General features: G+C 62.1%; 23 protein-coding genes and 1 tRNA gene. 10 read left to right on the forward strand and 14 right to left on the reverse strand.

What is annotated here, in order from left to right; translation table 11 throughout:
* Nucleotides 1-37: 37 nt before the first annotated feature.
* From rplQ to L2I41_RS17835, 3 genes are all read left to right on the forward strand, one after another.
* Nucleotides 38-475, forward strand: coding sequence for a 50S ribosomal protein L17 (rplQ, locus tag L2I41_RS17825; protein WP_237154931.1), 438 nt, complete (start codon nucleotides 38-40; stop codon nucleotides 473-475).
* Between the two features lie 129 nt (nucleotides 476-604).
* Complete coding sequence (locus tag L2I41_RS17830) at nucleotides 605-2,029, forward strand: DegQ family serine endoprotease (RefSeq protein WP_390634429.1); 1,425 nt, start codon at nucleotides 605-607, stop codon at nucleotides 2,027-2,029.
* Entirely contained in the window at nucleotides 2,026-3,333 is a 1,308-nt protein-coding gene (locus L2I41_RS17835) for a replication-associated recombination protein A (protein WP_237154932.1), read from the forward strand. Before L2I41_RS17830 ends, L2I41_RS17835 begins: the two co-directional genes overlap by 4 nt.
* 47 nt (nucleotides 3,334-3,380) lie before the next feature.
* Here the strand turns inward: L2I41_RS17835 and L2I41_RS17840 are convergent, their stop codons facing one another.
* The gene (locus L2I41_RS17840; RefSeq protein ID WP_237154933.1) at nucleotides 3,381-3,611 is read right to left on the reverse strand and encodes a DUF2798 domain-containing protein; all 231 of its coding nucleotides are present in this window, start codon (nucleotides 3,609-3,611) and stop codon (nucleotides 3,381-3,383) included.
* A gap of 206 nt (nucleotides 3,612-3,817) precedes the next feature.
* Nucleotides 3,818-4,261 carry a c-type cytochrome gene (locus L2I41_RS17845; RefSeq protein WP_237154934.1) on the reverse strand — a complete coding sequence of 148 codons (444 nt, stop codon included), beginning with the start codon at nucleotides 4,259-4,261 and terminating at the stop codon, nucleotides 3,818-3,820.
* A gap of 410 nt (nucleotides 4,262-4,671) precedes the next feature.
* On the opposite strand from L2I41_RS17845, the gene L2I41_RS17850 reads away from it, so the two are divergent.
* Nucleotides 4,672-5,676, forward strand: coding sequence for a hypothetical protein (locus tag L2I41_RS17850; RefSeq protein WP_237154935.1), 1,005 nt, complete (start codon nucleotides 4,672-4,674; stop codon nucleotides 5,674-5,676).
* A 204-nt stretch (nucleotides 5,677-5,880) separates the two neighbouring features.
* On the opposite strand, the gene L2I41_RS17855 is transcribed toward L2I41_RS17850, so the two are convergent.
* The 9 genes from L2I41_RS17855 to gph form a co-directional block, all read right to left on the reverse strand.
* A complete protein-coding gene (locus L2I41_RS17855) occupies nucleotides 5,881-6,909 on the reverse strand; it encodes an extracellular solute-binding protein (protein WP_237154936.1) in 1,029 nt (342 codons plus the stop codon).
* A 26-nt stretch (nucleotides 6,910-6,935) separates the two neighbouring features.
* The gene (locus L2I41_RS17860; RefSeq protein WP_237154937.1) at nucleotides 6,936-7,745 is read right to left on the reverse strand and encodes an ABC transporter permease; all 810 of its coding nucleotides are present in this window, start codon (nucleotides 7,743-7,745) and stop codon (nucleotides 6,936-6,938) included.
* Entirely contained in the window at nucleotides 7,738-8,658 is a 921-nt protein-coding gene (locus L2I41_RS17865; RefSeq protein ID WP_237154938.1) for an ABC transporter permease, read from the reverse strand. The genes L2I41_RS17860 and L2I41_RS17865 overlap by 8 nt, the downstream gene beginning before the upstream one ends.
* 4 nt (nucleotides 8,659-8,662) lie before the next feature.
* Nucleotides 8,663-9,766, reverse strand: a complete 1,104-nt coding sequence (locus L2I41_RS17870) for an ABC transporter ATP-binding protein (RefSeq protein ID WP_390634432.1) — start codon at nucleotides 9,764-9,766, stop codon at nucleotides 8,663-8,665.
* Between the two features lie 470 nt (nucleotides 9,767-10,236).
* A complete protein-coding gene (locus tag L2I41_RS17875) occupies nucleotides 10,237-11,901 on the reverse strand; it encodes an amidohydrolase (protein ID WP_237154939.1) in 1,665 nt (554 codons plus the stop codon).
* Nucleotides 11,902-12,208: 307 nt separating this feature from the next.
* A tRNA-Val gene (locus tag L2I41_RS17880) sits at nucleotides 12,209-12,283 on the reverse strand.
* A 155-nt stretch (nucleotides 12,284-12,438) separates the two neighbouring features.
* A complete protein-coding gene (locus L2I41_RS17885; protein WP_237154940.1) occupies nucleotides 12,439-12,840 on the reverse strand; it encodes a response regulator in 402 nt (133 codons plus the stop codon).
* Nucleotides 12,841-12,868: 28 nt separating this feature from the next.
* Nucleotides 12,869-14,737, reverse strand: a complete 1,869-nt coding sequence (locus tag L2I41_RS17890; protein ID WP_237154941.1) for a PAS domain-containing sensor histidine kinase — start codon at nucleotides 14,735-14,737, stop codon at nucleotides 12,869-12,871.
* 5 nt (nucleotides 14,738-14,742) lie between these two features.
* Entirely contained in the window at nucleotides 14,743-15,432 is a 690-nt protein-coding gene (gph, locus tag L2I41_RS17895) for a phosphoglycolate phosphatase (protein WP_237154942.1), read from the reverse strand.
* A 134-nt stretch (nucleotides 15,433-15,566) separates the two neighbouring features.
* Here gph and rpiA point away from each other — a divergent pair, with 134 nt between their 5' ends.
* The 4 genes from rpiA to L2I41_RS17915 all read left to right on the forward strand — a co-directional run bounded on the left by rpiA (nucleotide 15,567) and on the right by L2I41_RS17915 (nucleotide 18,824).
* On the forward strand, nucleotides 15,567-16,271 hold the full coding sequence (gene rpiA / locus L2I41_RS17900) for a ribose-5-phosphate isomerase RpiA (RefSeq protein WP_237154943.1): 705 nt from the start codon (nucleotides 15,567-15,569) through the stop codon (nucleotides 16,269-16,271).
* Between the two features lie 20 nt (nucleotides 16,272-16,291).
* Nucleotides 16,292-16,801, forward strand: a complete 510-nt coding sequence (locus L2I41_RS17905) for a DUF2059 domain-containing protein (RefSeq protein ID WP_237154944.1) — start codon at nucleotides 16,292-16,294, stop codon at nucleotides 16,799-16,801.
* 65 nt (nucleotides 16,802-16,866) lie between these two features.
* Entirely contained in the window at nucleotides 16,867-18,234 is a 1,368-nt protein-coding gene (gor, locus tag L2I41_RS17910) for a glutathione-disulfide reductase (protein WP_237154945.1), read from the forward strand.
* Nucleotides 18,231-18,824, forward strand: coding sequence for a tyrosine phosphatase family protein (locus L2I41_RS17915; RefSeq protein WP_237154946.1), 594 nt, complete (start codon nucleotides 18,231-18,233; stop codon nucleotides 18,822-18,824). The genes gor and L2I41_RS17915 overlap by 4 nt, the downstream gene beginning before the upstream one ends.
* Before the next feature lie 454 nt (nucleotides 18,825-19,278).
* Here L2I41_RS17915 and L2I41_RS17920 read toward each other — a convergent pair whose 3' ends face one another.
* From L2I41_RS17920 to L2I41_RS17930, 3 genes are all read right to left on the reverse strand, one after another.
* Entirely contained in the window at nucleotides 19,279-21,027 is a 1,749-nt protein-coding gene (locus tag L2I41_RS17920; protein ID WP_237154947.1) for an ATP-binding protein, read from the reverse strand.
* A gap of 9 nt (nucleotides 21,028-21,036) precedes the next feature.
* Complete coding sequence (locus L2I41_RS17925; protein WP_237154948.1) at nucleotides 21,037-22,062, reverse strand: SIR2 family protein; 1,026 nt, start codon at nucleotides 22,060-22,062, stop codon at nucleotides 21,037-21,039.
* A 1,128-nt stretch (nucleotides 22,063-23,190) separates the two neighbouring features.
* On the reverse strand, nucleotides 23,191-24,243 hold the full coding sequence (locus L2I41_RS17930) for an aldo/keto reductase (protein WP_237154949.1): 1,053 nt from the start codon (nucleotides 24,241-24,243) through the stop codon (nucleotides 23,191-23,193).
* A 212-nt stretch (nucleotides 24,244-24,455) separates the two neighbouring features.
* Between L2I41_RS17930 and L2I41_RS17935 the strand changes: the two genes are divergently transcribed.
* Nucleotides 24,456-25,928 (forward strand): C13 family peptidase, encoded by a 1,473-nt coding sequence (locus L2I41_RS17935; protein ID WP_237154950.1) that lies wholly within the window; start codon nucleotides 24,456-24,458, stop codon nucleotides 25,926-25,928.
* 93 nt (nucleotides 25,929-26,021) lie between these two features.
* Nucleotides 26,022-26,906 (forward strand): YicC/YloC family endoribonuclease, encoded by an 885-nt coding sequence (locus tag L2I41_RS17940; RefSeq protein WP_237154951.1) that lies wholly within the window; start codon nucleotides 26,022-26,024, stop codon nucleotides 26,904-26,906.
* Nucleotides 26,907-26,909: the final 3 nt, after the last annotated feature.

Below are 26,909 nucleotides of genomic sequence, written 5' to 3' on the forward strand. Positions count from 1 at the left end.
CCCGGCGTGAGCCGCGCGAAAGAACCAGGAGTCAGCTATGCGCCACGGAAATAGGGGCCGCAAGCTCAACCGTACCCAGAGCCACCGCAAGGCCATGTTCGCCAACATGGTTGCTTCGCTTGTCGAGCACGAGCAGATCGTCACCACCCTGCCGAAGGCGAAGGACCTGCGTCCGATCGTCGAGAAGCTGGTGACGCTCGCCAAGAAGGGCGACCTTGCCGCCCGTCGTCAGGCCGTTGCCGAACTGCAGAACAACGAAGTTGCTGCCAAGAAGCTCTTCGACGTTCTCGGCCCCCGCTACAAGGCCCGCGCCGGCGGCTACACCCGCGTCCTCAAGGCGGGCTTCCGCCATGGCGACTCGGCTGCCGTTGCCGTGATCGAGTTCGTCGATCGCGACGTCAATGCCAAGGGTGCTGCCGACAAGGCCCGCACCGCCGCTGCCGCTGAAGCGGCTCCGGCCGAAGCCGCTGCCTGATTTCAGGCCGAGCTTTGATCGATAAGAGGGGGTGGCCATGCGCCGCCCCCTTTTTTATTGGCTGAACTCTCTTTCCTTGCCACAATTGGGCGCATAGATAGGCGCGGTTCAGTTTTCAGGAGATCTGAGATGCTCGGCAGACGATTTTTCGCCTGTGCCTTCACCCTGTTGGCCCTGATCGTAACGCCTCTCTCAATGGCAGGCGCCCAGGATCGGGTGGTGCCGGAATCTTCTGGCCAGGTGAAGCTCTCCTTCGCCCCCATCGCCCATTCCGCCGGGCCTGCCGTGGTCAACGTCTACTCGACCAAGACCATCAAGGTCTCCGCGTCGCCGCTGATGGACGACCCCTTCTTCCAGCAGTTCTTCGGCAACAACTTCCCCGGCATGGGACAGCAGCGAGAGCGCCACCAGCAGTCGCTCGGCTCCGGCGTCATCGTCGACCCGTCCGGACTCATTGTCACCAACAACCACGTCATCGCCGACGGCGACGAGGTGAAGGTGGCCCTTGCCGACAAGCGCGAGTTCGAATGCGACGTGGTCCTGAAGGACGACCAGCTCGACCTCGCCGTCCTCAAGATCCGCGTGCCCAAGGGCGAGCTTCCCACGCTGGAACTCGCCAACTCCGACGAACTGCAGGTCGGCGATCTCGTGCTCGCCATCGGCAATCCCTTCGGCGTCGGCCAGACCGTGACGCAGGGCATTGTCTCGGCGCTTGCCCGCAGCCAGGTCGGCATCTCCGACTATCAGTTCTTCATCCAGACCGACGCCGCCATCAATCCCGGCAACTCCGGTGGCGCGCTGGTGGATATGAACGGCAAGCTGGTTGGTATCAACACCGCCATCTTCACCCGTGGCGGCGGCTCCAACGGCATCGGCTTTGCCATCCCCTCGAACATGGTCAAGGTCTTCGTCGATTCGGCCAAGCGGGGCGGCAGCACCGTTGAGCTACCCTGGATCGGAGCCGAATTGCAGCCGGTGACGGCCGAGATCGCCGAGAGCCTCGGCCTTGATCGCCCCTCCGGCGTGCTGGTGACCTCCGTGGTGGCCGACAGCCCCGCCGCCGCTGCCGGTCTCGATGTGGGGGACCTCGTCACGGCCGTCGATGGCATCGAGGTCTCCGATCCCCGAGTCTTCAACTACCGCCTCGCCACCAAGGGCGTCGGCAATACGGCCAAGCTCACCGTCAACCGCTCCGGCAGCACCATCGACCTCGATGTTCTCCTGAAGCCGGCGCCCGAGACCACGCCGCGCGATCAGGTGACCATTTCCGCGCGCTCCCCGTTCCAGGGCGCCACCGTGGCCAATCTGTCGCCGGCCGTCGCCTCGGAGGCTGGCATCTCCTACCGGGGGCAGACCGGTGTCGTCATCCTCTCCGTCGATCCCCGGTCGGCCGCGGCGCGCATCGGCCTCTCCCGGGGTGACATTATCCTGACCGTCAATGGTTCGGAGGTGACCGGCACCGCCATGCTCAACGATCTTCTCAACGCCGATCCCCTGTTCTGGCGCGTGTCCATCGACCGCGATGGCCGGATCCTGCGCATGGCCTTCAGATGAGTGACCTGTTTTCCGCCAGTGAACCCGATCTGCGCTCGCGGCCGCTTGCCGACCGCCTGCGCCCCGATCGCCTTGCCGACGTTGTCGGTCAGGATCATCTGGTCGGACCTGGCGGAACCATCACCCGCATGCTGGAGTCCGGCAGCCTTGGCTCCCTGATCCTCTGGGGGCCGCCGGGTTCGGGCAAGACAACCGTCGCTCGCCTGCTCGCCCGTGAAACCAGCCTCGTGTTCGAACAGGCATCGGCCATCTTCACCGGTGTCGCCGATTTGAAGAAGCTGTTCGAAACGGCCCGCATGCGCCGGCAGACCGGCAAGGGCACCTTGCTGTTCATCGACGAGATCCACCGCTTCAATCGCGCCCAGCAGGACAGCTTCCTGCCGGTGATGGAAGACGGCACCATCACCCTGATCGGCGCCACCACCGAGAACCCCTCCTTCGAGCTCAATGCGGCGCTTCTGTCGCGCTCGCATGTCCTTGTCTTCAAGTCGCATGACGAGGCGTCCATCGGACAACTGCTCGCCCGCGCCGAGGAAGTCACCGGCAAGCCGCTGCCGCTCGATGAGGAAGCCCGTGGCGTCCTGATCCGCATGGCTGACGGCGATGGCCGTTCGGCGCTGACGCTGGCCGAGGACGTCTGGCGAGCCGCCCGTCCCGATGAGCTGTTCGACGCCAAGACGCTGCAGGAAGTGGTGCAGCGCCGCGCCCCGGTCTACGACAAGGCGCAGGACGGCCACTACAATCTGATCTCAGCGCTGCACAAGTCGGTGCGCGGCTCCGATCCGGACGCCGCTCTCTATTATTTCTGCCGCATGATCGACGCCGGTGAGGATCCGCTCTACGTCATCCGACGGGTCATCCGCATGTCGGTCGAGGATGTCGGGCTGGCCGATCCGCAGGCGCTCTCGGTCTGCGTCGCCGCCCAGGCGGCCTACGAAATGCTGGGCAGTCCGGAGGGGGAACTGGCCATCGCCGAGGCTGTTGTCTATGTAGCCACGGCGCCCAAGTCCAACGCCATCGAGGTTGCCTATATCAAGGCGATGCGGGCGGCCAAGCAGAATGGCTCGCTCCTGCCGCCCAAGCATATCCTCAACGCCCCCACCAAGCTGATGAAGGGGGAGGGCTATGGCACCGGCTATCGCTACGATCACGACGAGCCCGATGCCTTTTCCGGCCAGGATTACTTTCCCGAAAAGCTGGGGCGCCAGACCTTCTACGATCCGGTCGAGCGCGGCTTTGAACGTGAGTTGCGCAAGCGGCTCGACTACTGGAGCCGCCTGCGACGCGAACGCAATCCGAGGTGACGGCGCGTGCCGTCACGGTTTTCGTTCGGTTGGGTGGAGGGATCGGCTCAGGCTGGGCTGGCGCAGAGGCGGCCGACGATGCGCCGGACGAGAGGCGCAACCACCAGCACCACCGGGAAGGCAACGAGCCACGAGCTCAGCCAGGACGCCATCCAGTGTCCGACAAAGTCCGAGGCGGCGCTGCGATAGGTGGCAATCCCCGAAACCATCAGGGACATGAAGCCCGAGAGCAGGAAGCCAAACAGGATCGGCGCTGCGCGAGCAGGAAAAATAGGCATGAGAATCTCCGTAAACGTCCATCCGCTGAAAAAGGCGGACTTGGCTTTGCACGTTGATTGACGTTAACGCTTACGGCCCACATTCGCGGGGACAGGGGATAAATACTTAAGTCCTGGCCGTTTTGCAAGCCGCTGGGGTTTCCAAAAGAAAGCACCCGCCGGTTTGCCGACGGGTGCCCCGTATTCACACCTCAGCACGGAAGCGATCAGCTCGGCTTGCGGTAGGCTTCGTGGCAGCTCTTGCAGTTGCCGGCCATCTTCATGAAGGCGGGCTTGAAGGTGTCGAGGCTGGCGGTCGCGGCAAGCGCGGCCTTGGCATCGGTCTCGAGGCTGGTGGCGTGCGCCTTGAAGTCGTCCATCTTTTCCCAGATGGCCGGCATGGCGTCGGTCTTGCCCTGGTCGGAGCCGGCCGGGAAGTGGTTGGGGAAGTCGGCGATGTTGGTCGCAACCGCGTTGAGGGCGTCCGTCGCCTTGGCAGCGTCATAGGCGGTCTTGCCCTGGGCCATCGGCACCAGAACCTTCATCGCCTTGCCGATGCCGCCCATCAGGTCCTGACGGGTCTTGATCGGATCGTCGGCAGCAACGACCGAAACGGAGGCGCAGCCGAGAATAACCATCGCCAAAGCGGCGGACTTGGCCAGAAAATGCATTCGCTTTCCCCTTGTCAGTTCTTTTGGCCACCCTGCAGGCCAAAACACACAAATCACCTGCCCACTTTGCTAGGGGACAAATCCCGGAAGCAAGTCTGGGGCAAACGCGCGGCACTCACATCTACGTGATAATGCGCAAATCGCATCTTTCCCGTCAACATGGACGAACAGCGCCTCACACGCTTTGCCTGATCCTAGCACAATATTCCCTGTCCAAGCCCTGTCCGGAGGGCGTTTTCGCCAAGTCCATGACAATAAGGATCTTTTAACCTCTTCTCTTAAGCGGAAAGTCGCGTTTGCGTATTACATTTGCTCACAATGAATAACCGCGGCGTCGGCATGGAGCGGGGCAGGGAATCCTGAAACCCGCAACAGTACGGCGGCGTGAACACGGGGGCTCGTAGCCAGTCATGACCATCAAGGTCGGAGTGCAGCTGTGCGCAGCTGATTTTTCCGGTCGCGATCTCAGCGCGGCCGATGTGCTCGACCTGCGACGCCAGGTCTATGGCGACGGCGTCGTGCAGGTTCGCGATGCCGAACTCCTCTGCGACATCGACGCGGTGGCTGGACATACGTGCCAGGAATGGTCCGAGTTCTTCGTCGAGGCCATCACCGACTTCATCGTCCACCAGCAGATCCCCACGGGCTATGTGTCGGAAGACAATGCCTCCTGGCTGATGGCTCGCATCCAGCGCGACGGCATCGTCAAGACCACCACGGAACTTGAACTGCTGGTCAAGGTCATCGAGGCGGCCAACCGGGTTCCGGTGGCGCTGTCGGCTTTCGCCCTGCAGCAGGTGGCCAAGGCGGTGATCGAGGCCAAGGGGCCACTCGCTGCGCGTGGTCATACCGAGCCCGGCGTCATCGGCAAGGACGACGTCGCCCTCATCCGCCGCATTCTCTATGCCTTCGGTCACGAAGGATCTGTCGGCATCTCGCGCGAGGAAGCTGAGGTCCTGTTCGACCTCAACGACAGCACCCGCGAAGCCGACAACGACCCCGCCTGGTCCGACCTCTTCGTCAAGGCCATCGCCAATTTCCTGATGGCCTCGCGCGGTTATTCGGTGCTGTCGCGCCAGGATGCCCTGCGCCGCGAAGCCTGGCTGGATGCGCCTTCCGGCGGCGTCACGGCGCTCTTCGGCGACATGCTCTCCACCATGCTGTCCAACGGCCTGCGTGGCATCTGGTCGGCCTGGCGACAGGAAGAGGGCGCCTGGGCACGCCGCAACCGCGCCGTTGAGGAGGCCGCCCGCGAATCCGAGATCGTCACCTCCGAAGAGGTGAAGTGGCTGGCCAGCCGTATCGGTCGCGACGGCGTCATCCATGCCAACGAACGCGCCCTGCTGAAGTTTCTGTCCGAGGAAAGCCCGGACATCCATCCCTCGCTGCGTACTTTGCTCGACACCGCCGCCTGACCCGGTCGCCGAGCCTTCCCCATACGCAGCGTCTCACGAGCGGCGCCCGGGAACCACCCCCGGGCGCCGCAGACTTTTGAGCCTGATCCAGCCGGTGCGAGGCGCGCGTCGCCAGCCCTCAAAACACTTGGAGCGCCGCTCCACCTGAACCAGCCAGGCCGAACGGCGCTCCATGAGCGTCGACAGAAGTCGCAAGCGCCGAGCTTACTTCTTCAGATTGGTCCAGATCTTGTTGTACATCTCGACCACTTCCTTCGGGCAGGGCGGAGTGAACTCCGACGCAAAGCCGGCCGGCATGTTCATCTCCGGCGAGTCGCCCATGCCATTGGGCATGTACTTGTGGCTGTCCATGATGCCGTTGTCATAGCCGGCGAAGGCCGAGATCAGGCCGGCATTCTCCGGGGCCATGATGAAGTTCTGGAACAGCTTGGCATTCTCGATGTTGGCAGCACCCTTCAGCACCACCACGTTGTCCATCCAGCCTTCCATCACTTCCTTGGTATAGGCGAACTTGATGGCCGGGTTGGCCTGGCGCATACGATAGGCGGCACCGTTCCAGGTCTGGCTCGCGTCCACGTCGCCGGAGGTCATCTTGGGGATCGTGTCATAGGAGAATGTCCGCCAGTTTTCCTTGGCCTTCAGCAGCAGCTCGCTGACCTTCTTGAGGTTTTCCTTCTCGCCGCCGCAGCGCGGCAGGTTGAGATAGCGTTCGGCGGCATGAATCACCGAGTTCATGTCGTCCAGCATGTTGATGCGGCCCTTGAGCTCGGCCGGCGGGTCGAACAGGATGCCGAGCGAGTCGATGGGCCCCTTGTACTTGTCGGTGTTCACCGCGAAGACGGTCAGGCCGAACTGCCAGGGCACCGAGTAGTTGCGACCCGAATCCCAATAGACGTCGACGAACTTCGGGATCATGTACTTGAAGTTTTCCATCGTGTTGGGCTTGGTCTCTTCGAGCATGCCCTCGTCGACCATCACCTTCACGGTATAATCAGAGGGAACGACGATGTCGTAGCCCGACGCACCGGCGCGCACCTTCGCCAGCATGGTCTCGTTGGAGTCATAGGTGTCGAGGCTGACCTTGACGTCATACTGCTTCTCGAACTTGGCGATCAGGTCCGGATTGGTATAGTCGCCCCAGTTGTAGATGTGCAGCTCCCCGGCCGCCAACGCCGGACCGGCAAACGCCACTGCAGCGACGCCGGCAATCAGTATGGACTTGAGTGTCTTCATTTTTACCTCCGGAAGGTCCTTTCCGTTCAGCGGCGCTTCTGGCCGATCAGCACGGAAAGGGAAATGAACAGGATCGAGATCGACAGCAGGATGGTGCACATCGCGTTCAGTTCCGGCGTGATCGGCCGCCGAACCTGGGTCCAGATGTAGATGGGCAGCGTCGTCTGGCCCGGACCTGCCACGAGCTGGGTTATGGTGAAGTCGTCGAAGGAGACGATGAAGGCCAGCGCAATACCCGAGGCAATGCCCGGCATCAGCAGTGGCAGCGTCACCCGGCGGAAGGTCATCCACGGCGTCGCATACAGATCCGCCGCCGCCTGATCGAGGGTGAAGTCCATGTCCTCGAGCCGCGCCCGGATCGGCATGTAGGCGAAGGGGATGCAGAACACCGAATGCGCCAGGATCAGGTTGCCGATCCCGAGATTGATGTTGAACACCTGACCCAGCAGGGCGAAGAAGGACAGCGCCGAAACCGCGGTGATGATTTCCGGCACCATCAGCGGCAGGTTGATGGTCATGAAGGCTGCGGTCTGGCCGCGCCAGGCCTTCACGCGTGTCGTCCCCAGGGCCGCCGCCGTCGCCGCCATCGTCGCAATGATCGTTGCGGAGACGGAGATCAGCATCGTGTTCAGCGCAGCGGCATGGAAGGACTCGTTGAACAGAGCCGTGGCGAACCACTTGGTCGAAAAGCCCGTCCACTGCGCCACGCTGGCGTTGGCATTGAAGGCGAAGGCCACCAGCACCAGGATCGGTGCGTAGAGCACAGCAAGGCAGATCATGGCCAGCGGGCCGAAGCCCGGCTGATAGCGCATGTCGGTCGAACGATCCTTAGCCATGGAGTTTCGCCTCCGACGTGGTCCGCACATAGAAGAACAGGGCAACCAGCACGCCCGCCATCAGGATGATGGCCTGGGCGGCACCCAGAGGCCAGTTGCGCGAGGATCCGAACTGCTGGGCAATCAGGTCACCCACCATCAGATGCGTGCCGCCACCGAGGATCAGCGGCGTCACATAGGCGCCGATCGTCGGGATGAACACCAGTAGACAGCCCGCCACGATGCCCGGCTTGGCCATGGGGACGATGATCCGCCACAGCACCCGCGAGCGCGTCGCATAGAGGTCATAGCCCGCTTCCACCAGGCGGAAGTCCAGCTTTTCGAGCGAGGAGTAGAGCGGCAGCACCATGAAGGGCAGGAAGGAATAGAACAGCCCCAGCACGATGGAGAAGTTGGTGTAGAGCATCACGATCGGCTGGTTGATCAGCCCCATCCCGATCAGCGTGTTGTTGATCAGCCCCTCGTCGCGGATGATGAACATGATCGCATAGGTGCGGATGAGCAGGTTCGACCAGAAGGGAATGGTCACCAGCAACAGCCACCACTTCCGGCTCTCCACCGGCCGCGTCACCATGAAATAGGCCGTCGGAAAGCCGAGCAGCAGGCAGACGAAGGTGGTTCCCAGGGCAAAGGTCAGCGACCGCAGATAGATCAGCACATAGTCGGGCGTGAAGGTCAGCGTGTCGTCGAAGATATCGCGGGAGAAAAGGAAGGAGACATAGGCTTCCAGCGTGAAGGGCGGCTCCACACCTCCATAAGCCCCGGGACTCATGAAGGAGAAGGCCACGATCACCAGAAGCGGCAGGATGCCGAAGATGGTGATGACCAGCACCGCCGGCAGCGTCAGAAGGCGCGACCGCCTTCGTTCGGCTTTTTCGCGCAGGGCCAGGGAGACGGAGGCAGTGTCGCTCATGGGCTCAGTCCTCCACCAGCTGCGCAACGCCTTCGCCGATCAGAACGCCAACCTCGTCGCCGATCGCCGGGCCGAAGCTCAGACCGTGCCGGTTCTGGCGGCGCACGATGAAGCTGCTCTCGTCCTTGAGGCGCAGGTGGTAATGCGTGTCGGTGCCGAAGTAGACGATGTTGGTCACCGTTCCCGCCAGATTGCCGGCGCCGGCGCCGACGAGCTCGGCATGCTCAGGGCGCACCACGATGGTGGCCTTGCCGGGGCTGAACTTGACGCCATCGGGCACACCGGCGTGGATCACCGTGCCGCCCGGCAGTTCCAGCTCGCCCGAGGTGGCGCTGACCGTCAGGAGCTTCACCGTCACGAAGTTGGTCTCGCCGATGAAGCTCGCCGCAAAGCGGTTGGCCGGCCGGTCATAGATGTCGCGCGGGCTGCCGATCTGCTGCACGCGACCCGCGCTCATCACCGCGATGCGGTCCGACATGGTCAGCGCTTCTTCCTGATCATGCGTCACGAAGATGAAGGTGATGCCCGTCTCGTGCTGCAGCCGCTTCAGTTCGATCTGCATCTCCTTGCGCAGCTTGAGATCAAGCGCCGACAGGGGCTCGTCGAGCAGCAGGAGCTTGGGATGCGGCGCCAGCGCACGGGCCAGCGCCACGCGTTGCTGCTGGCCGCCGGAGATCTGCTGGATCTTGCGATTGCGCATCTCCGTCATCCGCACCAGCGCCAGCATGCGCGTCACGGTCTCGTCGATGCTCGCCTTGGGGCGCCGCAGCATTTCCAGACCGAAGGAGATGTTGTCCTCGACGGTCAGATGCGGGAACAGCGCGTAACTCTGGAAAACGGTGTTGACGGGCCGCTCATAGGGGGCCTTCACCGAGATGTCCGCACCGTCCAGCCGGATCTCACCTTCGGAAGGATGCTCGAAACCGGCGATCATGCGCAGGAGGGTGGTCTTGCCGCACCCCGACGGCCCGAGCAGCGTGAAGAACTCGTTCGGCCGGATGCGAATGGAAACGTCGTCCAGTGCGCGGAAGTCCGGGCGCCCCGGTTGGCTGAACACCTTGCCAACGTGATGAATTTCGAGGCCTTGTCGACTCTCCAGTACTGTCAATCTCGAACCCCCAAGCTGTTGACCTCCCGACGGACGCGGGACTGGCACACTCCGAACCGGCGACATGAGCACATGTCATCGGCGCCCCGCCTGAGCGGCAGGGCAGGCGTTACGTCAAGCAAAGGGACGGATGTCGTTCAGATACAGGCACGCATTCGCCGTGCGCATCGAGGCGCACGCGTCTGGCCGGCGGGTCAACCGCCGTCTCCCGTTGCCGCTGCTCGCAAGAGCCGCGACTATCCCTGATGTCACCTGTCTTGGCCGCAGCCGCCGATGTTTCCCGGCTGACCGTGGCTCCCCTCTGCTGCGAGCCGAACTTCACACCATTTCCGTCGTTGTGACGGCCCTGTTGATGTGATTTCCGGCTCGCTCTTATTTTGAGCACGGCTTTGCGCATTTGCAAAGTGAAAATGTGATCACAAAACCGATTATTTTGGCGCACCCGGCCAATGGCATCGCTGACGAGGCTGTCAGGCCTCGTAGACCACCTTGCCGTCGAAGATGGTCGCCGCCACGGTCATCTCGCGGATGCCCTCCGGATCGATCGTCTCGATATTGTCGCTGAGCAGCACCAGATCGGCGAGGAAACCCTCGGTGATCTTGCCCTTCTCGTTCTCGGCGAACTCGGCATAGGCGCCACCGGCGGTGAAGCCGGCGATGGCCTGGTCGAGCGTCTGGCGATGATCGCGCAGCCCGGCTTTCCACAGCTTGCGCGTCACGGCCGCCTGGATGCCCGGCAGCGGATCCACCGGACACACCGGCCAGTCCGACGAGAAGGCGATCGCCGCGCCGGTGTCGCGAATGTCGTTCCACGGGAAGGCATCCTTCCAGCGGGCTTCGCCGATGTTGTCGAGGAAGGGCTGCAGCGGGAAGCACAGGTTGCCCGGCGGATGCAGCGGCTGCATGGAGGCGAGAATGTCGAGCTCGCCGATGCGCGGCACGTCCGTCGGATCGATCAGCTCGATATGCTCGATGCGATGGCGGCTGTCGCGCGCGCCATTGGCCTTGCGGGCCGCCTCATAGCCGTCGATGGTGGCCCGCACCGCCGCGTCGCCGATGGCATGCACGGCGATCTGCAGCCCGCGCCGGTCGATGTCGACGCAGATGTCCTTGAAGCGCTCAACGTCGAACAGCGGATCGCTGCGCCAATCGGGCCGCGAGGCGTATCCCTGCAGCATGAAGGCGGTCTCGCTGTCGATCACGCCGTCCATGAACATCTTCACATGGCCCGAGGACAGGCGGTTCGAGGTGTAGCGCCGCGCCATCTCCTCGGCCTTGTCCAGCTCGGAAATATCCATGAAGGGCAGGAAATGCATGGGAACGCGCCCGCGCGCCGTCAGTCCGCCTTCCTGGTCGATCTCGTCCAGCAGCTCGAGCTGGTAGAGATTGCCGTCCATGTTGTGGAAGCTGGTGATGCCGTGTCGCGCCAGATGCTTGAGGCCGTCGCGCATGATCTGGCGATCGACGGCCCGGTCGGCGGCACTGAGGTTCTCGGGCTCGCCGCCGGTGGTCAGCCCAAGCCGTGTCCGCTCGGCGGCCGGATTGAGCGCCATCACCGGCGAAATCGCCTCCGCTTCGCGCAACTCGCCCGAGGCCAGCCCGTCGGCCGCCATCACCACTTCATTGCCGGGATTGACCACCTTGCCCTTGAGGAGGCCCCCCATTTCCAGCGCCATCGTGTTGGCCCAGGCGGTGTGGTGATCCGGCGCGAACATGATGAAAGGCCGGTCGGACACCACCGCATCCAGGTCGTGTCTTGTGATCACAGCTTCGGCGTTGAGGATCGTATAATCGGCGCCATTGGCAATCAGCAGTCCCTTGCCGGGGCGCTTGCCCAGCTGGCTGCGCACGGCATTTTCAAACGCCGCCCGGCCGGAAAGACCGGCGAGATCGATCCCGCTCAGCTCGAATCCGCCGCCAAAGATGTGGATGTGGCTGTCGTTGAACCCCGGCAGAAGCGCCGCCCCCTGCGCGTCAATCACGCGGGTTCCTGCGCCGCGCAGGGCAGCAAGCTCGGCCGCATCCCCCACGGCAAGGATCCGGTTCCCGGCAACCGCGACGGCACGCGCCCGCGGCCGAGCCGTGTCCACGGTCATGACATTGGCATTGATGATGAGAAGGTCCGCAAAGGCCAAGGCTGTTCTCCACTGTGTTATTTTACGGATAGCAAACAGGACCCAACTCGAATTGTCAATGTGATCACATTTGTGCACAGGCGCGCTGATGGCAACCGGCATCAACGCCCTCACCCCCGACCATTTCCGTCTCCAGGGAAATGCGGGCCAAGGCATCGGTCAAAAGGTGAAAGAGGAGGGGGCTCGCAGCGGCCAGGAACAACGCTGCCCGCACAAGCCGCAAAGGCCATCCAGAGACGGCCTCAGCCTATCCGACGATAGACAACCACCCGCAAGAACGGGCTTGGACTACAACATGAGGAAGGAATGGTGGGCGCGACAGGGATCGAACCTGTGACCCCCTCGGTGTGAACGAGGTGCTCTCCCGCTGAGCTACGCGCCCGCCGTCTGCGGTGTGGCGGATATAAGGGTGGTCGGGGGGGCAAGTCAAGCCGGCAATGGAAAAAGTCTTGGGTTGCCCGGGATAATCCGGTTAATTTCGGGCAACCATCTGAAAGCGCACGATTATCCGGCGTCAACTTTGGCCCAGGGTGCCAGTCAGCACGCGCGCGCCACCTTGTCGAGCCAGAAATGCGACAGCGAATCCACCATTTGCAGGTAGCCGCCCATGGAGGTCGGCTTCATCACATAGGCGTTGGCGGCGTTTTCATAGGAGTTGCGCACGTCGAAGCGGCTCTGCGAGGAGGAGAGGATGATCACCGGCGTGCGCTTCAGCTGATCGTCCACCTTGATGCTCGCCAGCACCTCCATGCCGGACGTGCCGGGCATCTTGAGGTCCAGCAGCACGAGGTCGGTTCCCCCGCTGCGAAGATACTCAAGACCTTCCGCACCCGACCAGGCATGGTGGATTTCGATATCGGTGCCAACAGCCTCGAAGGCCTTGACGAGAAACATCACGTCCGTTTCGTCGTCATCGATGACCAGAATGCGCCGCCCCATGACCATGCCTCATGCGTAAGTGTCGCAGTCAAGCTGCTGGAAACGTGAAGCAAAAACGCGCCCCGTCACTATTGCTGGCGTCGAGCCAGATTTCCCCTTTGTGACTCTCCACAATTTGCTTGCAGAGAGCAAGACCAATTCCCATGCCGGGGTAGGTCTTTTCGTCCCGGTGCAGCCGGGTGAACACGTCGAAAATGCGTTTTGAAAAGCGTGGATCTATGCCGATGCCGTTATCCTTGACCGATACCTGCCAGACGCCGCGGCTGAGGCGACTGTCGATGCGGACGATGGGCGGCGCTTTGCTTCGATATTTCAAGGCATTGGAAATCAGGTTCTGGAACAGCCGCACCAGGAGTTCGCGATCGCCGACGACGGTGGGCAGCACTCCCACGTCGATCATCGCGCCGGTCGTTGCGATATCTGTTTCCAAAAGTCGCCGCACCTCCTCGACAACGGATTCGAGATCCACGTCGTCGCGGCGAATCTGCGCGTATGCCACCGAGGTATAGTCGAGCAGGCTGGTCACCATCCGCTGCATGCGCGAGATATTCTCGCGGATGCGCCCGGCGATGAACACGGCCTCCTTGTCCTTGCCGTCGAGTCGGCCTTCCAGCATCTCGGCGAACAGGCTGATATGCCTCAGCGGTGCCTGCAGGTCGTGGCTGACGATGCCGGAGAACTGCCGCAACGCATCGTTGGATTTCTTGAGGCTGATCTCGCGCTGCTTGGAATCGGTGATGTTGATGAAGGTGATGGTAATCCCGCTCGCCGCGGTCCGCATGGCCCGCACGAGATACCATTCGAGACCGATCTCGCTCGGCCCGATTTCAACGGCAAACCCGGCACCTCGCTCACCGACGTCCTTGAGGCGCGTGAACAGTACCGAATGCTGGAACTCCGGCATGATCTCGGTGAGGCGCGTCCCGATCAGCGGCCCACCGAAGCGGTGGAACTGGCGGCGCAGCGCGTGATTGGCGGCAACGATCTGGTAGTCCACCACCTGATCGTCTTCCAGAACCGGCTGCAATCCTGCGATGCCGTCCGACACCGAGTTGAGGATGACGTCATTGAGTTCCTTGGTCGCTTCCAGTTCCCGTTCGCGCGCCCGCTTCTCCGAGATGTCGGTGATGAAGGCGATGAAGACGGAACCGGAAGTCGATGCGCTGAACTCGTAGTGAACGGCAATGGGATACGTGTCGCCATTCTTGCAGATATGGAAGGTCTCGAAGGAGACCGATTGCACTTCGCCGCGGCGCAGGGGCGCGATGATCAGCTCGAAGTCCGACCGCTTGCGGATCGGCTTGATGTCGAGCGGCGTCATGGCCTTGAGTTCGGCCATCGTATAGCCCAGGCGCTGGCGCGCGCCGCTGTTGACCTGCAGAAAGTTCAGCGTCTCCGCGTCGAAGACGTAGATCTCGGTGATGCAGTTCTCGATGATCGTGCCGAAACGGTCGACCTGCTCCATTTCCATGAGCCGTGTCGCATCCACGTGGCAGCCAAGCAGACGGATCGGCTTGCCCTCGGCGTTGCGGATCAGGTGGCCTCTGCAATGCACCCAGATCGTTCGCCCGTCCTTGTGCCGGAACCGAACCACATGGGCATAGCGATAGTTCGGGTCGGCCACCGCGCGGCGGAAGTTCTCGTCGGCGATCTCCACGTCCTCGGGAAACATCGCCGTACGCCACCACCCGATCGGGTTGTCTATTTCATCATCCGCGTAGCCGAACAGTTCCTTGTAGCGCGGGCTGAGCCATTCGTGCTCCGGGTTCTCGAGGTCTGCATACCAGACGCCGTCGAGCACTCCGTTCATCAGGAAGTCGATCGCCTTCTCGTCCGTCTGCATCAGGCGATAGAGTTCGTCGCGCAGGCGAAGACTGGATTCGGGTGCATTGCCCATGGGCATCATCCAAGTGCGGTTCGGAAGGCGGGGCTGACCTGCTGCAAGGCGTCATAGAGATCGTCGAAATGGTCGATCACCGCGTCCGGCTCGAAGGTGGACACCGGCACCGGCGAATAGCCGAAATTGACCCCGATCACCGGAATGCCCGCCGCCTTGGCCGCCTTGATGTCGGCGTCGCTGTCGCCCACCATCACCGCCTGCGTCACCTCTGCCGCCGCCGCTTCGATGGTGCTGAGGATATGCTGCGGATCCGGCTTGCGCACCGGCAGGGTGTCGCCGCCGATCACCGCGTCGAACCGGTCGAGCAGGTCGAGTTGGCGCAAGAGCGGACGCGCCAGATACTCCCGCTTGTTGGTGCAGACGGCAAAGCCGACGCCGCGGTCGGCCAGCCGGTCCATCGCCGCGACCGCGCCGGGGAAGGCCTCGGTATCCACCGCAACGCCGGCGGCATAAAGGTCCAGGAACCGCCGCACATAGGGCTCGACCTCGTCGTCGGACAAGGCGTGCCCCGCGCGGCGGAAGCCTTCCACGATCAGCGATTTCGCCCCGTGCCCGAAGTTGTATTCCACCGACGAACGATCCACGGCCGGCATCCCGGCTTCGGCCAGAACCGTGTTCAGGGCGCGCAGCAGGTCGGGCGCGGTATCGAGAAGCGTACCGTCAAGGTCGAAGATGACGAGCGGGCGGGCCATTGGAACTCCGAAGCAGGCGAGGGCGCGGCATAATACACGAGCCGATTGCCTTTGCGATCGCCTTATCGGAACCTTGACCGCCTTCCTGCCTGTGGTATGACCCTGCCACCACCTAACAAGGGACCCCGATTGCAATGACTGCCGATGAGATGAAACGGGCCGCTGCAGCCGCCGCTCTTGAGTTCGTCCAGCCTGGCATGCGTTTGGGTCTCGGCACCGGTTCGACAGCGTCCTGGTTCGTGCGTCTTCTCGGTGAAAAGGTCGCCGCCGGTCTCGACGTGGTCGGCGTTCCCACCTCCGAGGCGACCCGCGATCTCGCCTTGAGCCTCGGCATCCGCATCATCAGCCTCGACGATGTGGCCGATCTCGACATCACCGTTGATGGCGCCGACGAGTTTGATCCCGCCTTCAACATGATCAAGGGCGGCGGTGGCGCGCTCCTGCGCGAAAAGATCGTGGCGTCATCCTCGCGCCGCATGATCGTCATCACCGACGAGAGCAAGCGCGTTCAGCATCTCGGCGCCTTCCCGCTGCCGATCGAGGTCGTCACATTTGCCGCCGGCACCACCTTGCGCGCCATCGCTGACGTTGCCCGCGCCAACGGCCTGTCCGGCACGCTTGCCTTCCGCCAGACCAAATCTGGCGACCGTTTCGTCACCGATCAGGGAAACTGGATCGTCGACGCATCATTTCGCCAGATTCTGGACCCAAAAGCTCTGGCGGCATCGCTTCTGTGGATTCCCGGCGTCGTCGAAACCGGCCTGTTCGTGGGGCTGGCCTCGGTCATCGTCGTCGGAAGCCCTGACGGCATCACGGTCATCGACAAACCTGTTAAATGATTTCTTGCGGAGAAAACTTCATGCGTCGGACACTGTCCAGCCTTATCCGTCGTTCCCTGGTGGCCGCTTGCCTGGCGACGGCGTTGACCGTTCCGGCCATGGCCGATGATCTGACCGAGGCTCATCTGGCTGCCGCGCGCGACACCATCGCCGCCGCCCATGCCTCCGAGCAGTTCAACCAGATCCTGGTCGTGCTGTCCGACCAGACCAAGGCCCTGTTCCTGCGCTCCAATCCGGGTGCCGTGAAGGACGTGGAAGAGGTCGTCAACAACGTCGCCCTCGAGCTGGCCAAGCGCCGTCCCGAGCTCGATCGCGAGCTGGAGCGCGTCTGGGCTTCCCGCTTCACCGAGGAAGAGCTCAAGCAGATCGCCGACTTCTATCGCTCGCCCGTCGGCGAGAAGTTCGGCCAGACCATGCCGCTGATCATCCAGGACTCCATCCGCTCGGCCAACATCTGGCGCGACGCCATGTCGACGGAAATCGTCACCAAGGCGCGCGAAGAATTGAACAAGCGCGGCTATCAGTTCTGATCGGCCGGGTTGCCATCTGTCGGGCCGATGGTAAGAGAGGATATCTCTTCTCCTGAGGCGGTGGCATGGCTTCCTACGACTATGATCTCTTTGTCATCGGCGCGGGCTCCGGCGGAGTTCGCGCCGCTCGCATTTCAGCGGGCTATGGCGCGCGCGTCGCGGTCGCCGAGGAGTTCCGCGTCGGCGGCACCTGCGTGATCCGCGGCTGCGTGCCCAAGAAGCTGCTGGTCTACGCCTCCCGCTTTGCCGGTGAGTTCGCCGACGCCGCCGGCTTCGGCTGGACTGTGGGTGAGAGCACCTTCAACTGGTCCGCCCTGCGCGACGCCAAGGAGAAGGAAATCACCCGCCTCGAAGGCGCCTATGGCGGCAATCTCGATCGTTCCGGCGTCGAGATCCTCCGCACCCGCGCCGAGGTGACCGGACCCAATTCCGTCCGCCTCTCCGATGGTCGCGTCGTCACCGCCGAACGCATCCTGATCGCCACCGGCGCGCGCCCCTTCCTGCCGGTCCTTCCCGGCATCGAGCTTGCTATCACTTCCAACGAGATCTTCGATCTCCCCGATCTGCCCGAGCGCGTGATCGTGGTCGGTGGCGGTTATATCGCGGTAGAATTCGCCTCCTTGCTCGCCGGTCTCGGCGCCCGCACCACGCTCCTCTATCGCGGCGAGCAGATCCTGCGCGGCTTCGATTCAGATCTGCGCGACAAGCTCGCCGTGGCGCTGTCCCGCCGTGGCGTCGAGATCTGCACCCACGCCGACGTCACCGCCATCGCCCGCGATGCCGATGGTCTCTCCGTCACCCTTGGTGACGGCGCCATCCTTCAGGCCGACGCCGTGCTCTACGCCACTGGCCGCATCCCCAACACCGCCGGTCTCGGTCTCGACACCGCCGGTGTCGCCCTCGATGCCACCGGTGCCGTCAAGGTCAATGCGGCCTCTCAGACCAACGTGCCCTCCATCTACGCCGTCGGCGACGTCACCAACCGCGCCCAGCTCACCCCCGTCGCCATCCGCGAAGGGCACGCCTTCGCCGACACCGTCTTCGGCAAGCGCGACAGCCTCGCCGATCACAGCATGATCCCCACCGCCGTCTTCACCACGCCCGAGCTCGGCACCGTCGGCCTTACCGAGGCCGAAGCGCTGGCCGCCTTCAAGGCGGTCGACGTCTACAAGACCGAGTTCCGCCCCATGCGCAACATCCTCGCCGGTCGCGACGAGCGCACCTTCATGAAGGTTCTTGTCGACGCCGCTTCCGATCGCGTCCTTGGCGTGCATATCCTGGGGGAGGGCGCCGGCGAGATGATTCAGCTTGTCGGCATTCCGCTCACCATGGGTGCCACAAAACGCGATTTCGACCGCACCATGGCCGTCCATCCCACGGCCGCCGAGGAACTCGTCACCCTGCGCACGCCTTCCGAGAGACACCGTTCATGACGCTCGCCATTGCCAGCATATCCCGCCTCACCATCTGCGGCATCGAGGAACTGCCCGCCCAGAAGGACGCCGGCGTCACCCACGTCCTGTCCATGCTCGACCCCGACCGCGCCGATGTCGCCGTGCTCTCCCAGTTCGATCTGCGCCATCGTCACCTGATGCGCTTCCACGACATCATCGACCCCGAGGACGGCAAGCTCATGCCCTCCGCCGAGACGGTCGAGGCCATCGTGCAATATGGCGAACACCTCGCCGCCTCCGTCGAACCTGATACCGACAATCACCTGCTGGTGCATTGCCACATGGGCCTGTCCCGCTCCACCGCCGGCCTCTTGATCCTCCTCGCCGCCGCCAATCCAGACGTCGACGAGGAAACCCTCTTCACTTATCTGCGCACCATCCGCCCGCCGGCCTGGCCCAACTCGGTGATGATCGAACTCGCCGACCACCGCCTCAACCGCCACGGCCGCCTCCTCGCCGCCCTGCGCCGCCACTACGCCCACCAGATCGCCACCGACCCCCGCTACATCGCCTGGATGACCGGCATCAAACGCGACCGCGAACTGAGGCTGGGGGGATGGGAAGGGTAGGGGAGTGGGGAGACGCTGGCGGAGCACGACGAAGGCCGGTGACTGGGGCAACGTGAGCGGGAACTGTCACCTTTTCGCCGACGGCTTTGCGACGGCGAGCGCGCTTGGCCGAGGTCAGGTGGCGGATCAAGCGGATTGAGAGTTGCGCACCGAATGGGAGGCCGCTCTGGTTTTTGTTGGGGGCGATGGTCGAGTTCAAATGAAACGTTTGCAACGTAGCTGCTTTGGGGTCGATTGCGGACCGGCAGGTTATGGGACGCAAGCATACTGAAGTGGACATTGTCCCTCTTTGGGCGCACTGACGCTTGCGTTCCAAAGCCGCCGCTGGTGCGCGATGCAGCACACGGCCAAAGATTGAAGCTAAATGGCCGAATGTAGAACCTAAGCGAACTCTCGATCAGTGTGCAACTCTCGCCGCTCACAGTGATTGAAACAAATAGACAAATTTTCTGCTTCAAGACGTGCTCTGCCTTCGCCACGAGCGTACAGCATTCTGAGTATCAGACTTGGGATTTTCTTCATTCCAGCGATCCCAGAAGGCTACTGTTTGGCTGTCTGGCTTCATCTTTGGCTCAGCTATTCGGACGCGTGTCGGTAGCAGGCTGGCGTCACCAACAACCAACGCCTCGCCAATGTCCAGGACGGGTAACAGGTCGCCGAAACTACCTAGGCTATCCGGCAGAAGTCGCTTGATGACGCCTTGATCGTCGCCGTTGGTCAGACGCATGGCCACCACGTTGTTGCACTGACTGAGTACGGTCCGGTTTACTTCTGACGGCCGCTGGCTGATAACCACAAGGCCTATCCCGTATTTTCGGCCTTCTTTGGCGATCCGTTCAAATATCTCGACAGCAACTGCGTCAGAACTGTCGGCCTGCATGCGTTCTGGGATGTACAGGTGGGCCTCGTCACACATGATCGCAATTGGATGGCGTTTGTCAGATTTCGTCCAAAGGCTCGTTGAGAAAATGATCTGGGCCAGTAGACTCACCATCAGCGGCAATACGTCTGAAGGCACCTCCGAAAAGTCGATTATTTTGATGCCACCTTCGTTGGTGTCTTGTGCGCCACGACCGGCGGAGATGGCGTGGACCATGCGTTCGAGCCAAACCATGTTCATACATTCACGTGGAGGTTGGAACAGGAAAGCCAACCGGCGGTCATGTCTCTTAGCTTCTAGACGACCAATCAACCTGCTGAGTTTGCCGTGATACGGCCCCTGCTTCTCAGTCCCGGGCTTTGCACCTGCGACCATTTCCTCGTCCAGATCCTTCAGGCCCTTGAGGACGGTGTTGATGTCGAATGGCACCGGGCTGTCAATAGTAAAATTCTCTAAAATATCTTTGTGCTCAACGTGATCAAGGGAGCTCTTTTTCGCGTCCACGATGGTTCTTGTCATAACCATCGACTGATTGGGCGCATTCTGGTCACTGCGATCGACAAACATTGACACCAAGGCTTCGTAGCCCAGCAACCAGTAAGGCAGGTGAAGAACCCCGTCAGCCAAACCTCGATTGTGTTCAATGTCAGATGGTCCGGCGATCCGAAGATGCTTGAAAGCTTCGCTCTTCAGCGGTCGGTATTCGCCATGAATATCGAACAATACGACGTTGGCTTGGGGCAACTCGGCAATCTGGTCGAGCAATCGTGCTGTTGTCCAGGATTTGCCTGAGCCGGTGCCGCCAACTATGACGGCATGGCGCTGAAAGAGCTTGTTGCCATTGAGAAACGCAATTGCTTCTTCATCCAGCGTGAAACAGCCCAATGACAGCTTTGGGCCGTCAGTTTTTACGTCAGCGATTACTTGCATGAACTTGGTAAGCCGCTCACCCTCCAGAGAGAAGCAGTTCGCGTCGATCTCTGGAACGGTCTCAAGGGTGCGGCGAAATACATTTTGATCACTGCCAATGCGGTCCAGCAGTGTGCCTATTAGGGTAACCTTCACGAGGTTGTTTTCGTTCGGAACAAAACCTTCATCGCCTAGCTCCTCTTCGTCCAACTCGCGTGTATCCGGCTTGCGGGTGATCTTCACGACAACACCGATCAGGTGTTGACCTGGCTTGCTACTTTGGAGAACCGCCAGTCGGTTAACCTGGATACGCTTCAGCCGGTCAAGATCATCGACTCGGATAGTGACCGCCGCAGTGTCAACAGAAATGACGCTACCAAGCGCTTCTGCGTCTACAAAATCAAAAATGGACATGTGCATTACCTACAAGACTAAATTGTTGAAGCCATCGAGAGACCAAAGTTCAAGCGTGGTTACCTCAGCCCCGTCAGGGGAGGTTGGCGAGAAAACTCGGCTTCCGGTCGCAGATCGTTCGATACCCAAGTAGTTCGTACCCGCCTTGTTTCTGAGGAAGTCTTTCGCCTCATTTGTCAGCGTGCGTGCCAGCACCACAGTTGGGACATTCTTCTCTCGGCATCGCTCGATGATTTTGGGATGAATGTGCTGGTCTCGAAACCCGAAGCCAACACAAAGGAAAGCGGAGGCATTTTTCAGTGCGGCATCCGCCCCGTTGATGGTTGTTCGAAACGGATCCTCATAGGTTTTCTCGTATTTATTCAGGCCGGGGGTCACGATAAGCGGCGTGTAGTGCTCAGCGGATGGCAGTTCGAAAACGGGTAACCCGATTGTCCTCTCATCTGCAGTGCGGAACCAGTCGAGGGATCCGTGAACTTTCCAGATTTTTACGACGCGGGATGGCTTGGCAGCATGCCTAAACTTCACACCACCCGTGCTTTCCCATTTTTGAATGTAACCTGGTGCAAAGCCGGTCTGAAACAGCACATTCTTGGAATTACAGGCGAATTCGGCAACGCGGTCATAGTTGGTCGTGACCACCTGAACCTCGTTGTTGGTGCTGCTCAACATACTCACAAGCAACCTCCCCAACGCGAAATTGCCATCGTTGGCAGCTGCGACGTGCAAGAGCAGTTTGTCTTTGTCGTTCACGCAGCGCCAGGTTAACCCTACGATCTTTGACAGAAGTGACGCGGGCAGAGTCTTACCTTCCAAAGCTGCTTCGAGGTGATCGCCGTTGGCTAGCGCTGTCTTGACCAACAACCAGGCGTCTCTTTCGGCACCGTCTTCTACTTCGATGTTTTTGCGAAGGTAAGTGCTCAGGTCTCCCATGCTGGGAAGCCCATGAGGCATCGACGCCCCGCTGCCGAGGACTATTGTTGGGCAGCCTTGAAAACATGCCTGGGCGATCTTGGAGGCCTCGTCAGCTGTCACGGGAATTTTATCCAACTTCAAACATTTTCGCGCAATTCAGCGACTCAGAATTGTACCCTAAGCTGGAAAGATTGGAAAGGTGCTCTCGACACGCACTTCATCTAGTAATTGTTGGCACTTGCCAGTTCGGCAAAGAAGTATTTTCATGCGCTAACCTGTCGCTCGTACCTATAGTTGCGAAAGTCCACATTGCCACCTTCCTGAGCTTTCGGCGAACGGCCGCTCCCAAGAGGCGGAGCCGCAAAGGCAAATGATCGAAATGAAGCCGCGAAGCAGTTACGCTCCGGCAAGTCCGTACTTTTAACTCGCAAAACACATCCCCTCGAAAAATCTTATCCCCCTCCCACATTCCCACCTCATAATCCCACCCCATCCGCGGCCGGCGGGGAGGTGTCAGGATCCAGCACCGAGCATCTGGCCGGGGACCGGTCCCGCGCCTGCCGACTGGCGGCAGTCCCGGGCGAGCCTGACCTCGGTACCACTGCCTGGCACTAGGACTAGGTGCCCTGAAGCAGGAGGGCGATAGGGGTGTCGGGTGGGTCCAGAGCGACGGAGGCGGCACTGATGGCGATGAGTCACGCAGCCCGTCCTTGCGTAACCGGGACCGCCCGGCTCCGGCCGATGGGCCACCGTCTTTCCCCGCGCGCCCCCATGGCGTTGCGGCAGACGGAGGCTCGGGAGGTGTCTCTTGAGGCATCGCCCAAAGCCGGGACAGCCTCGAAGACGTACCGTTTAAAATCGGGGGTGGTCCGCCACCTTCGGACAGGCTTCGTACACACCGGACGGGAGCGCGGGCGACCGCTATCCTACTACAATCCTTACCGCGGCCCCGCCGCGCTCCCGTCCCCGCATTGCGTGGGGAGATGACGAAAGCAAAGCTCCGGTGGCCTCTGCCTCGCGGAGGTGAAGGTGTTTGTGGGGGAATGGCTGCAGTGAGCGGCAGCCGGGGAATACCCCCCTCTCCAACTCTCCCCCTCAAGGGGGGAGAGAGTATGACGAGCTAACCAGTTCAAATCTTTGACGGTTCTGACGAGACTCCACACCAAACTCTCTCCCCCCTTGAGGGGGAGAGTTGGAGAGGGGGGTACTTCCACCCACAAATCAGGCTCAGCCTAACCGGTCTCCCCCTCACTCATGCCCCTCCAGCAAGGCCATATCCGCCGGGCCCATGCGGTCCTTGGCGGTCCAGAGCTGGTGCCAGTAGGGATACATCAGCGGCGGGCGGCTGACGGCGTCGAGCTTGGCGCGCTCCTCGTCCGAGAGCTTGAAGTCGGCGGCCTTCAGGTTGTCGGCGATCTGGGCCTCGTTGCGGCCGCCGATCACCAGCGAGGTGACGCCCGGTCGGCCAAGCGTCCAGGCCAGCGCCACCTGCGCGCCGGAGACGCCGCGCGCATCGGCGATCTCGACGAGAACGTCGATGATGCGCCACAGCCGGTCCTCGTCGTGGATCGGCGGTTCGCGCCAGCCGGCGAACTGGCGCGTGCCCTCGGGTGTCGCCGCGTTGCGCCGGTGCTTGCCCGACAGCAGGCCGCCGGCCAGCGGGCTCCACACCAGGATGCCCAGGCCCTGGTCGAGCGAGATCGGCACCAGCTCGAACTCCGCCTCCCGCGCTTCCAGCGTATAATGGATCTGCTGCGACACGAAGCGCTCGCTCTGGCGGACGCCGGCGGCGGCCAGCGCCTTCATGATGTGCCAGCCCGAATAGTTGGAGCAGCCGATGTAGCGCACCTTGCCCTGGTGCACGAGCTGGTCGAGCGCCGCCATGGTCTCCTCGATCGGCGTCAGTCCATCCCACTGGTGCACCTGATAGAGATCGATGACATCGGTCTTGAGGCGGGTCAGGCTGGCCTCGCAGGCGGCGACGATATGATGCCGGCTGAGCCCCTCGTCATTGGGGCCGTCGCCCATGGGAAAGCGCACCTTGGTGGCGATCAGCACGCCGCCCTTGCGCTTGCCGCCAAGGATCTCGCCGATCATTTCCTCGGACGTGCCCTGCGAATAGGCGTTGGCCGTATCGATCAGGTTGACCCCGTGATCGAGGCAGAGATCGATCAGGCGTTCGGCTTCTCTCAGATCGGTGTTGCCCACCTTTTCGAACACCCCCTTGCCGCCAAAGGTCATGGTGCCCAACGTGATGGTGGAAACCTTGAGGCCGGAGCGGCCGAGCAGACGATATTCCATGAAAACCTCCCAAGGCCGCATGTCCTGGCGGGTCTTCCCACACTGCAATGCGGATCTTCGGACTGATCCTAAGCGCTGGCATCGCCGCTGTGAATGGCAATGTCGTCCTCGTGGCCCTTCAAGGCAAACATTTACCAAGAGCGGCAGTTTGATTTGCTATCCTCTCCCATAAGTTGCTTTGATACTATTTCCATGATTGCCAAGGATCAGCGATGCAGGATTTCGTCCGTGCGGTCTGGCGTTGCCTGACCTTCCGCCGCTTCGACCCCTATGACCTCCCGCAGTCCTTGCCGCTGGTGCTGGGTGGGGTGTTTGTCTGGTGGGGCACCAACCTCTTGGGGCAATGGGCTTGCACCTTCGATGGCTGGCGCTTCAATGAGTATGGCGTGAATTACAGTGTCGCAACCGCGGCCGTCTTTGTCGGCTTGATGCTGGTGGTCTATGCCGGCAATCGGCTCCTTGCCAAGATGGCGGTCAGTCTCTGGTCCTTGTCCGTGGTCAATCTCATTGCCACCGTCTATGGAGCCGTACTCGGGCAGACTTGGCGTCCGCTTCTCCAATCGGGGCACTGGCTGGGACTGGCCATCGGAGCCGGTACTGGTGTCATCCTGTTCGGCCTCTGGTGGCTGTCGAATTTTGCCATCGTTCTGCGCTCCTTCGATCCGTTCCAGTGGCGCCGCCCGATCATTGTCTGCCTGGCACAAGTCGCTGTCACAGTCTCCTTGCCCTATCTCCTCCCTTTCGATCCCATCTTCTACAGCGACGCCGTGGCCGATGCCGCGCCCCGTCCCGTCTGGATGGCGACCGTCGACTACATGGCCCCTGCCGAGGAACCCGACGAAAAGCCGGCCGAGGTCGTTCAGGCGGAACAGGAAGCCTGGTATCGCGACGAATGGGACCAGACCCGCGCCATCGATCAGACCCTGGCGCGCCTGCCCGAGACGAACCCGGACAAGCCGACGCTCTACATGCTCACCCTCGGCGGCATGACCCAGGGCGTGTTCGACCGCGAGAGCCGCCGCGCCGGCGAGATCATGACCAAGACCTTCGACATCGGCACACGGTCGGTCCGTCTCAACAACGGCGAGACGGGCGGTGGCGAACCGGTGGCAACCGTCGATACGCTTCAGCGCAGCATCGCCGCCATCGGCAAGCGCATGCACGGCGATCGCGACGCGCTGATCCTGTTCCTCACCTCGCACGGCAGCGAAACCGGCGTTGCGCTGTCCGGCCCGCATGCGGTGGAGAGCCACATCCGTCCGCTCGATCTGCGCTTTGCCCTCGATCAGGCCGGAATCAGGAACCGCATCCTGATCGTCTCGGCCTGCCATTCCGGCGTCTTCGTGCCGGTCTTCTCCGATGACCACTCGGCGGTCTTCACCGCCGCCGCCACAGACCGCACCTCCTTCGGCTGCAACGACACCAACACCTGGACCTTCTTCGGCGATGCCTTCTTCGCCCACGGTCTCAAGGAGCAACACACGCTCGTCGGTGCCTTCGTCGCCGCCCGCAAGCTGATCTGGACCTGGGAGGCCAAGCTTGAGCAGCATTCCCTGCCGCAGGTACATGTGGGCAAGGCCATTGCCGCCGATTTTGCCACCGTGATTGGCAATCCGGCCGAGCTTGTCGGCACCGATCCGGCCAGCGAGGTTGCGCCCTCTCCACAGAAGACAGCGCAGAATTGAGGGACAAAGCCGCGTCCGGATTCAACGTCATCTTGGCTCGGGCCCGGGATCGTGCCACAAGGCGGCTCAAGATGAGCGAGGAGCCTGGAATCGATGTCACTCAACTCCATGACGGGATTTGCCCGCTTCGACGGAACGGCCGGCGACAGCCGCTTCGCCTGGGAGATCCGGTCGGTCAACGGGCGCGGCCTCGATCTGCGCCTGCGCCTGCCGTCGGGCTATGATGCCGTCGAGGCGGCCGTGCGCAAGCGCGGTGCCGAAGTGCTCTCCCGTGGCAACGTGTCGATCAACCTCACGGTCACCCGCGAGGGGGCGACCGAGGTGTTCCGCATCAACGAAGCGCTGCTCGCCTCCCTCATCGAGACGGCGTGCCGCTTCTCGGGCAAGCCCGGCCTGCGCGACGCGTCCATCGACGGCCTGATGGCCGTGCGCGGCGTGGTCGACGTGGTCGAACATGTCCCCGACGAAGACGAGCGCAAGTCCTTCGAGGCCACCTTGCTCAAGGGCTTCGAGACGGCCCTTGTCTCCTTCGTCGAGGCGCGCCGTTCCGAGGGCGAGGCGCTGGCCCGCATTCTCGGCGGTCAGATCGACGAGATCGAACGGCTGGTGTCCGAGGCCGAGGCTTTGCCGGCCCGCACGCCGGAGGCCATCAAGAACCGCCTGCTCGAGCAGCTGGAAGTGCTGCTGAAGCGCGATGACATCGACCAGCAGCGCCTTGCCCAGGAAGCGGCGATGCTCGCCACCAAGGCCGATGTGCGCGAGGAACTCGATCGCCTCAAGGCACACATCGCCCAGGCGCGCGAGTTGCTGGCCGGCAGCGCCGCCGTCGGCCGCCGCCTCGACTTCCTGGCTCAGGAATTCAATCGCGAAGCCAATACGCTTTGTTCAAAGTCCAATGATACGGTGCTCACCAGGCTGGGGCTGTCGCTGAAGGCGACCGTCGACCAGTTCAAGGAGCAGGTTCAGAACGTCGAGTGAGAC

Origin of the sequence: Oryzibacter oryziterrae, from assembly GCF_021864535.1 — a bacterium.
Classification (GTDB): Bacteria; Pseudomonadota; Alphaproteobacteria; order Rhizobiales; family Pleomorphomonadaceae; genus Pleomorphomonas; species Pleomorphomonas oryziterrae.

What these genes read in the sequence shown, in the direction of transcription:
- rplQ (WP_237154931.1), top strand. Translation starts at nt 38, where the DNA reads ATGCGCCACGGAAATAGGGGCCGCAAGCTCAACCGTACCCAGAGCCAC.
- L2I41_RS17830 (WP_390634429.1), top strand. Translation starts at nt 605, where the DNA reads ATGCTCGGCAGACGATTTTTCGCCTGTGCCTTCACCCTGTTGGCCCTG.
- L2I41_RS17835 (WP_237154932.1), top strand. Translation starts at nt 2,026, where the DNA reads ATGAGTGACCTGTTTTCCGCCAGTGAACCCGATCTGCGCTCGCGGCCG.
- L2I41_RS17840 (WP_237154933.1), bottom strand. Translation starts at nt 3,611, where the DNA reads ATGCCTATTTTTCCTGCTCGCGCAGCGCCGATCCTGTTTGGCTTCCTG.
- L2I41_RS17845 (WP_237154934.1), bottom strand. Translation starts at nt 4,261, where the DNA reads ATGCATTTTCTGGCCAAGTCCGCCGCTTTGGCGATGGTTATTCTCGGC.
- L2I41_RS17850 (WP_237154935.1), top strand. Translation starts at nt 4,672, where the DNA reads ATGACCATCAAGGTCGGAGTGCAGCTGTGCGCAGCTGATTTTTCCGGT.
- L2I41_RS17855 (WP_237154936.1), bottom strand. Translation starts at nt 6,909, where the DNA reads ATGAAGACACTCAAGTCCATACTGATTGCCGGCGTCGCTGCAGTGGCG.
- L2I41_RS17860 (WP_237154937.1), bottom strand. Translation starts at nt 7,745, where the DNA reads ATGGCTAAGGATCGTTCGACCGACATGCGCTATCAGCCGGGCTTCGGC.
- L2I41_RS17865 (WP_237154938.1), bottom strand. Translation starts at nt 8,658, where the DNA reads ATGAGCGACACTGCCTCCGTCTCCCTGGCCCTGCGCGAAAAAGCCGAA.
- L2I41_RS17885 (WP_237154940.1), bottom strand. Translation starts at nt 12,840, where the DNA reads ATGGGGCGGCGCATTCTGGTCATCGATGACGACGAAACGGACGTGATG.
- L2I41_RS17890 (WP_237154941.1), bottom strand. Translation starts at nt 14,737, where the DNA reads ATGGGCAATGCACCCGAATCCAGTCTTCGCCTGCGCGACGAACTCTAT.
- gph (WP_237154942.1), bottom strand. Translation starts at nt 15,432, where the DNA reads ATGGCCCGCCCGCTCGTCATCTTCGACCTTGACGGTACGCTTCTCGAT.
- rpiA (WP_237154943.1), top strand. Translation starts at nt 15,567, where the DNA reads ATGACTGCCGATGAGATGAAACGGGCCGCTGCAGCCGCCGCTCTTGAG.
- L2I41_RS17905 (WP_237154944.1), top strand. Translation starts at nt 16,292, where the DNA reads ATGCGTCGGACACTGTCCAGCCTTATCCGTCGTTCCCTGGTGGCCGCT.
- gor (WP_237154945.1), top strand. Translation starts at nt 16,867, where the DNA reads ATGGCTTCCTACGACTATGATCTCTTTGTCATCGGCGCGGGCTCCGGC.
- L2I41_RS17915 (WP_237154946.1), top strand. Translation starts at nt 18,231, where the DNA reads ATGACGCTCGCCATTGCCAGCATATCCCGCCTCACCATCTGCGGCATC.
- L2I41_RS17920 (WP_237154947.1), bottom strand. Translation starts at nt 21,027, where the DNA reads ATGTCCATTTTTGATTTTGTAGACGCAGAAGCGCTTGGTAGCGTCATT.
- L2I41_RS17930 (WP_237154949.1), bottom strand. Translation starts at nt 24,243, where the DNA reads ATGGAATATCGTCTGCTCGGCCGCTCCGGCCTCAAGGTTTCCACCATC.
- L2I41_RS17935 (WP_237154950.1), top strand. Translation starts at nt 24,456, where the DNA reads ATGCAGGATTTCGTCCGTGCGGTCTGGCGTTGCCTGACCTTCCGCCGC.
- L2I41_RS17940 (WP_237154951.1), top strand. Translation starts at nt 26,022, where the DNA reads ATGTCACTCAACTCCATGACGGGATTTGCCCGCTTCGACGGAACGGCC.